Genomic DNA, 7,610 nt, shown 5'->3' with positions numbered 1-7,610 from the left:
CCGCCGTTGACCTTGATGTCGTAGTTGACGGCGTGGGCGGCCGTGGCGGCTCCGCCGACGAGTGCGATAGCGCTGGCCGTGACGGCCGCGGCGCGGATGAGGTTCTTCACGGGATCTTCCTCCTGTGGCTCGCTGCAGCGGGGGCGCCGCGGCGTACGACTAACCCAACCGAAGGTCGACGCGGCACACATCGCCCCGCGCGAGATCCGGCCCTGATCCGGATGAATTCACCGCCTGGGCTCCTCGTACGGCCGGCGTCTCGGATGTTCGTCCAAGCCGTCGGGGAACGCCAAGGGCCCGGGTGCACGCACCCGGGCCCTTGGCGTCCTCAACGAGTGGGTCAGCGTTTGCGGACCGTGATCTTGAGGGTTTTGGTGGCCTTGTTGACGGTGCCGGATCCGAGGTAGCGGATGGTGAGCTTGGTCTTGCCGGCCTTCGTGAGCTTCTTGAGGGTGACGACGGCGGTGCCGTTGCTTGTGAGGCGGGCGCTGCCGACCTTCTTGCTGCCCTGGTAGACGGCAACGGTGCCGCCGGGTCGTACGCCGGTGGCGCGGACGGTGACTGCGATCTTGGCCTTGGTCTTCTTGGCGATGACCTTCTTGGTCTTGGCCTTGGCGGTGATGGTGGCGTTGGCCTTCAGGACCGCGATGCGGATGGTGGTGGCGGAGGGCTTGGTGGTGGTGTTGCCGGCGTAGCGGACGGTCAGGGTGTGGGTGCCGGGGGTCAGGGTGGTCTTGGGGAGGGTGAGGGTCGCGCGGCCTGCTGTGGCGTTGCCGGTGGCGAGGCGTCGGGTGCCCTTGTAGAGGTCGACGCGGCCGGTGGCGTTGGTCGGGGTGATGGTCACGCTGACACGCGGGGTGGTGGTGCCGTAGCGGATGGTCGCCGCACTCGCACGCAAGCTGGAGGCGGCCTGCGGTCGAGCGACGGGCGCCGTGGCCGTCGACGTCGCCTTAGCAGTCTGCGAGCCTTGCGTGGCGGTCTGCTCGACGCTGATCCGCTTGCCGAGCAATGCTGTCGTCAAGGTGAGGGTCGTGCTGGTGGCACCGGCGATCGGGGTGCCGTCGGCGAGCCACTGCGTGGCCGTGGACTCCGGGGTGCCGGAGAACGTGGCTGCGGTGGCCGTGAGGGTGCTGCCGAGGAGCGAGCTGCCGGAGATCCGTGGTGCGCGTGCGACCGCGAGGGCGCTGTAGAGGACGGCACGCCCATGACTTGCCGCGGTGACCGCCACCACACGCTTGCCGTCCACCGACGCTGGAATGGTATTCAGCACCGTCTGGTTTCCACCCCACGCGTACACCTCGCCCGACGCGGTGACCGCGATCGACGCCGAGCCGTCGTGGGAAAAGTCCACAATCTTCTCATCTTGGAGCGCAGCAGGCAGTCCCTCCGGGACCTCCGACATTGATCCGAACGTCGCTAGCTTGTCCTCGTCGGTGAGCACGACCGTGAACGAGCCGCTGTGAAGGATGCGTTTGATGTGGCCTTGCAGGTCGTCGGGAACCACGAGCCAGTTCTCGTCGAGCGGATCGCCCCAACCGACGATGGTGCCGTTCGCTTTGAGTGCCCAGGCGACTCCGTCCGCGCCTGTCGTAACGTCGACGACGCCTTCTAGGCCCGCAGGTGGGAGGTTGCGCCCGGCCATCAGTTGACCCCAACCGACGATGGTGCCGTCAGCCTTGAGCGCGAAAGCCGTGTTGTTGCTCATGGTCACATCGATGACATTCGTGAGGCCGGTAGGCACCTTGTTGATGAGGCTCGTCTTGGAGCCCCATGCAACGACAGTGCCGTCGGCCTTGAGCGCGAGCCCGTTCGCGCCACTAGCATCGATCTGTACAACGCCGCTGAGCCCGGCAGGAACCTCGAGCGCAGGCTTGTTGAACGTCGCCGACGACCCCCATCCCGTGACTGTGCCATCAGCGGCGAGTGCGAGGATACCGCCGCCCGCTGGGGTGATGCTGACGACCGCCTTGCCGTTCAACGAGGCGGGTGGGGGCGGGAAGTCGGCAGTGTCTGACCAGCCGATGACCTGGCCGGCGCTCTCGAGCGGGACGGGCTTTGCGAGGTCTCCGTTTGCCGCAGGCGCGACGGCGAGAGAAGCCGCCGCCGCGAGGGCGGTTGCGGCGAGCCCGGCGGTGGCCCGGGTGAGGGTGGTGATCATGCGGGGAGTTCCTTCCGAAGGGGGATGGTGCCGCACCCGGGTCGCGGGTGCGGCACCATGCGGCGGTTGGCGGGTCAGCGTTTGCGGATCGTGATCTTGAGGGTTTTGGTGGCCTTGTTGACGGTGCTGGATCCGAGGTAGCGGATGGTGAGCTTCGTCTTGCCGGCCTTCGTGAGCTTCTTCAGGGTGACGACAGCGGTGCCGTTGCTCTTGAGGCGGGCGGTGCCGACCTTCTTCTTGCCCTGGTAGACGACAACGGTGCCGACTGCGCGCACGCCGGTGGCGCGGACCGTGACGGCGATCTTGGCCTTGGTCTTCTTGGCCACGATCCTCTTCGTCTTCACCTTCGCCGAGACGTTCGCGTTCGCCTTGGCGACATTGAGGCGGAGAGCAAACGTCGAGGGCGTCGTCGTCGCATCACCGATGTATCGGACGCTGAGGAGGTGATGCCCCGGCCCGAGAGCGGTACGCGACAGGACAACGGTGGCGCGGCCGGCACTGACCGATGCCCTGCCGAGGAGGACGCTGCCCTTCCGGACCTCGACGCTGCCGGTGGCGTTGCGCGGGGCGAGGTTCACGCGAACCTGCGGCGCTGTGCCATAGCGGACCGTGGCAGCCGATGCAGTGAGACGCGAGGAGACAGTCGCCGGAACAACGGCCGCAGTCTGTGCTGAGGTTGCCGTCACGGAGTCCGCGCCCTTCGTCGCCGTCTGCGAGACGCTGATGCGCTTGCCCACGTGCGCCGTGGTCAGGGCGAGAGTCGTGCCGGTCGCGCCCGCGATGGGAGCACCGTTCGCGAGCCACTGGGTCTCGACCGCCGGGTCGAGGCTGAACGTGCCAGGAGCCGCTGTCAGTGTCTGACCGACCTTCGCCGTGCCGGAGATCGTCGGATCGGCGACAGCGTGAAGGGTGGTCACCAGCGCGACGTTGTGTGCGGTGCCGGCGGCGATCGCCGAAACGGGCGCACCATCGAGCGATGCCGGGACCTCGTTCAGGGCTGCGGCCCCGCCCCAGGAGTAGACCTTGCCAGACGCGGTGAGCGCCACAACGGAGCTCGTCACGTCCACGTCAACGACGGTCTCGTCGGCGAGCCCCGCAGGCTGAGGCGCTGCGGCGAGGGTGCCCAGCACCGTGACCTTGCCGTCGTCGGTCAGGAGCGCGCTGTTGAGATTTCCTGCGGCGATGTGCGTGACGTGTCCCTGCAGCGCGTCCGGAATCGTGTAGGCAGCAGGGAGCGCAGGATTGCCCCAGCCGACGACGTGTCCGTCAGACTTCAGGGCCAGCTGGTGGATAGAGCCGGCTGCGACCTGGGTGACGTCTGCGAGGCCGTCGGGGATGGCGTTCGAGGGGGTCGCTGCGCCGCTTCCCCAGGACTTCACGGTTCCGTCGGTCCGCACCGAGAAGGCGAGCGTACCGCCCACCTCGACGAACTTCGCGGGCGTCGCTTCCGCAGGCACGGTGTTGATGCCGCTGAGATCTGCGCCCCAGGCGACGATGCTTCCGTCGGACTTCAACGCGGCCGCGTTGCTCGTCCCGACAGCGACGTCGACGACGTCCGACAGGTCCTCGGGCACCAGCAAGGGCGCCTGCCCCAGGACGCCCCAGGCGGTGACCGTCCCGCCGGCGACTGCCAGGTTCACGTTGTTGCCTGCGGCGACCTCGGTGACGGTCTTCCCGTCGAGCGAAGCAGGGATCGCGATCGATTCCGCACTGCTACCCCAGGCGGCGACCTTGCCGGCCTTCTCGGGGGGCACGGCCGCGTTGGCAGCGGGTGGGAGCGCGGCAAACGCACCCGCGACGAGCGCGCTCGCCGCGAGTCCGGCGGCGCTGCGCCGTACGAGGGTCTTCATGGGGAATCTCTCTTTCATCGGGGGATGGGTGTCGTGCATCTTCATCGGGCGGTCTCCGCGGTCCACCCGGGGAGTGCCGTCCGAAGGGCGAGGATCAGCTCCAGCCGTGCGGCAGGGTCCTCGAGGTCGTCGCCGAAGATCTTGCGGAGTGATTGAGCACGGCTGTGCGCCGTCTGCGGGGCGATGTTGAGCGTCCGGGCGACGCCTGCAACCGACTGACCGGACTCCAGCCAGAGGAGGAGCATCTCGCCGAGGTGCACGCGCCGCTCCGGGCCTGCGGCGCCGAGCGCGCCGAGATGCTTCTGGACGAGGAGCTCGACGAGGAGACGGTTGCCGCCGACCAGCAGCGGCCCCAGGAGATCCGTGCAGGGCACGATCGTGCGCTCGTCGTACGCCACGGACTCGCGCAGGAGGGCGGCGGCACGACGGGTGAGGTCGAGCGAGTCGCCGATCCGCTGCAGTCCCGCCGGCGGGCCAAGGACGACTTGGCGCGTGACGAGGTCGCCGAGTGTCATCGACCACGCGACCGGTGCGAGCGCCTCCCGGACGTCGTTGCCGGCGAGCACGTTCGGATCCTGCAAGACTCGGGCCGGCAGGGGATCGACGACGGAGACGATCGCCGTGAACTCCGCTGTCGGGTCGAAGCCGGAGAGCTCGAGCGCATGGTCGAGCCGAGAGCCGCCACCCCGGAAGACGGTGGCACGCAGGTCTTCGAGTCCAGGGGCGGGAGTCGAGCGAGCCCGCTGACGATGCTCCCAGCCACTGTTGAGCTGAGTCTGCAGCTGGGCGAGGTAGGCGACGATGCCCTCGCGCAGTCGGATCACGACGTGGCCCGACACCGAGCTGCCCAATGCCATCTGCAGGCCCCGCTGAACTGCTGCGTGGATGGTGTCGAAGGCCTCATCGATGCGTTCGAGCGGAGTGTTCGCGTCCGCCAGCCGGCCGCCGAGGTCACGCATGCGCACCTCGACCTGCTGGGAGGCGAGAACACAAGAGCCTTCGGCGTCCACGAAAGCGGTGATGGCCTCCGAGACGATGCTCGTGAAGTTGGAGTCGTCGGGCAGACCGGGCATCGCTGCTCGCACGATCTGTCGTGCGAGCATCGCGAGGCGGTCGCGGGTGATGTTCCGAAGTGCGGGTTCCCGAGAGGGTCGTGCGCCACGTTCAGGTGCCACGAGTGTCATGCCAGCTCCCTCCACCAGTCGATACACATGCCGGTGCATCCGTCGGTAGGGGGCGACGAGCCGATCAAGCCACAGGGAGTGCCACATCGGCAACCGATCTGGCGATATTGGGTGCCAAGAACCACGGTTCTTGTCATGCGCATGACAAGAACAGGTAACGACTAGGTAACGGCGCTTCGTCCGCACGGCGACCGTCTCAAGGGTGCGGCTCGCTGTCGGTCAGCTGCGGCGGTATGCCCGGTTGATGTCGGTCAAATCGGCCGAGAGAACAGCATGAGAGGACTTCGTTCCCGGGCCGAACGTTTGCATCATGTCGCTTCATTTGTCACCTGCGTGACAAGTCAGGGTCACGAAAAGGTTACGAACAGACCATCTCGACCTGACCCCCTATCGCGTGACCCGGGCCACACCTACGTTCATCGCCAGGCACCGAATCGGCTGAGGGGGCGACTCGGTGCCGCCTACTTCGTACGTGCACCCCGGCGCGTACTCGGACCGACGGAGGGTTCCCATGGGTGGGACGGTCGAGGTCTCAGGCCTCACGAAGAGCTTCGGCAGCCAGAACATCTGGAGTGACGTCACGCTCACGCTCCCGCCGGGAGAGATCACCGCCCTGCTGGGCCCGTCCGGCACCGGCAAGTCGGTGTTCCTCAAGTCGCTCATGGGGCTCATCCAGCCCGAGCACGGCACCTGCCACATCGACGGCGTCGACATGTGCAAGGCGAAGGAGTCGCAGCGGCTCGACCTGCGCAAGAACTTCGGCGTCCTCTTCCAGGACGGCGCCCTGTTCGGCTCGATGAACATCTACGACAACGTCGCCTTCCCGCTCCGCTCCCACACGAAGCTGTCGGAGAAGGAGATCAGGCAGGTCGTCCTCGAGAAGCTCGAGATGGTCGGCCTCGTCGGCCAGGAGCACAAGCTCCCCGGCGAGATGTCGGGCGGCATGCGCAAGCGCGCCGGCCTCGCCCGCTCGCTCGTCACCGACCCATCGATCATCCTGTGCGACGAGCCCGACTCCGGCCTCGACCCCGTCCGTACGGCGAACCTCGCCCAACTCCTCCTCGACGTCAACACCCAGACCGACGCCACGATGCTCGTCGTCACCCACAACATCGAGCTCGCCCGCACGCTGCCGGACAACCTCGGCATGCTGTACCGCCGCGAGCTCGTCATGTTCGGCCCCCGCGAGGAGTTCCTGCTCACCGACCACCCCGTCGTCTCGCAGTTCATGAGCGGCGACCCGGACGGGCCGATCGGCATGAGCGAGGAGGTCGACCACAGCACGACGGAGATCGTGTACGAGGAAGAGCCGACCTATGGCTACCAGAATGGTTCGACGGCGACCATGGTCCGCGCGGGCGCGCGCGCCATCGAGGTCCTGCCGCGGCAGCTCGTGCCGACCAACGGCGCAGTCCGCTCCGGCGCCGTACGCCATGGCGGGCGCGTCGCGTCCGGCAACGCGACGTTGTACGTCGCCGACGACGAGGAGCATGACCAAGTAGCCCCACCGCGACGCCCCAGCGCCCTGACCCGGGCACTCAACCAGGTCGGCAGCCTCTTCGCCCTCGGGCTCGACACCATCCGCTCGACCTTCCGCAGACCGTTCGCGGCGCGCGAGCTGCTCGACCAGTTCTGGTTCGTCGTCAGCGTCTCGTGGGTGCCGGCCATGCTGGTCGCGATCCCGTTCGGCGCGGTGATCGCGCTCCAGCTCGGGACGCTCACCGTACAGGTGGGCGCGCAGTCGTTCACCGGCGCGGCGAGCGTGCTCGCGGTCGTCCAACAGGCCGCACCGATCGTGACGACCCTCGTCATCGCGGGAGCAGGAGGTGCGGCCATCTGCGCCGACCTCGGAGCACGGACCATCCGCGACGAGATCGACGCCATGAAGGTCACCGGCGTCTCACCGATCCAACGGCTCGTCGTGCCACGGGTGCTCGCCTGCATGGGCGCCGCGGTCCTGCTCAACGGGCTCGTCTCCGTCGTCGGCGTCCTCGGCGGCTACTTCTTCAACGTCGTCGTGCAAGGCGGCACCCCCGGCGCGTACCTCGCCAGCTTCACCGCCCTCGCCCAGATCACCGACCTGTACGTGGGGGAGATCAAGGCGCTGATCTTCGGATTCATCGCCGGCGTCGTCGCGGCGTACCGGGGGCTGAACACCCGCCCGGGGCCGAAGGGCGTGGGGGACTCGGTGAACCAGTCCGTCGTCATCACGTTCCTGCTGCTGTTCTTCGTCAACTTCGTCATCACCACGCTGTACCTGCAGCTGTTCCCGGGGAAGGGGGCGTAGGGCATGGGTCTCGATCGCTTCGCGCCTCGACCAGCGGGAGAAGGGGCGCCTCCGGCGGGAGAAGGGGCGCCTCCGGCGGGAGAAGGGGCGCCTCCGGCGGGGGGAGGGGCGCCTCCGGCGGGGGAGGAGGC

The 7,610-nt window shown here is 67.9% G+C and carries 4 protein-coding genes; 1 reads left to right on the top strand and 3 read right to left on the bottom strand.

Annotation, left to right across the window (positions count from 1 at the left end):
• Window positions 1-340 precede the first annotated feature (340 nt).
• The 3 genes from GH747_RS10375 to GH747_RS10365 form a co-directional block, all read right to left on the bottom strand.
• Window positions 341-2,158 carry an RCC1 domain-containing protein gene (locus GH747_RS10375; protein WP_149769459.1) on the bottom strand — a complete coding sequence of 606 codons (1,818 nt, stop codon included), beginning with the start codon at window positions 2,156-2,158 and terminating at the stop codon, window positions 341-343.
• A 74-nt stretch (window positions 2,159-2,232) separates the two neighbouring features.
• A complete protein-coding gene (locus GH747_RS10370; protein WP_163695469.1) occupies window positions 2,233-4,008 on the bottom strand; it encodes an RCC1 domain-containing protein in 1,776 nt (591 codons plus the stop codon).
• 41 nt (window positions 4,009-4,049) lie between these two features.
• Window positions 4,050-5,111 (bottom strand): helix-turn-helix domain-containing protein, encoded by a 1,062-nt coding sequence (locus GH747_RS10365; protein WP_163695466.1) that lies wholly within the window; start codon window positions 5,109-5,111, stop codon window positions 4,050-4,052.
• A gap of 592 nt (window positions 5,112-5,703) precedes the next feature.
• On the opposite strand from GH747_RS10365, the gene GH747_RS22530 reads away from it, so the two are divergent.
• Window positions 5,704-7,479, top strand: coding sequence for an ABC transporter permease (locus GH747_RS22530; RefSeq protein ID WP_456085353.1), 1,776 nt, complete (start codon window positions 5,704-5,706; stop codon window positions 7,477-7,479).
• Window positions 7,480-7,610: the final 131 nt, after the last annotated feature.

This window comes from Mumia xiangluensis (genome assembly GCF_010994095.1).
Taxonomy (GTDB): Bacteria; Actinomycetota; Actinomycetes; order Propionibacteriales; family Nocardioidaceae; genus Mumia; species Mumia xiangluensis.
This window is presented reverse-complemented; position numbering and strand designations above follow the sequence as displayed.

Coding starts and splice junctions, on each gene's coding strand:
- GH747_RS10375 (WP_149769459.1), bottom strand. CDS start 2,158: ATGATCACCACCCTCACCCGGGCCACCGCCGGGCTCGCCGCAACCGCC.
- GH747_RS10370 (WP_163695469.1), bottom strand. CDS start 4,008: ATGAAGACCCTCGTACGGCGCAGCGCCGCCGGACTCGCGGCGAGCGCG.
- GH747_RS10365 (WP_163695466.1), bottom strand. CDS start 5,111: ATGCTCGCACGACAGATCGTGCGAGCAGCGATGCCCGGTCTGCCCGAC.
- GH747_RS22530 (WP_456085353.1), top strand. CDS start 5,704: ATGGGTGGGACGGTCGAGGTCTCAGGCCTCACGAAGAGCTTCGGCAGC.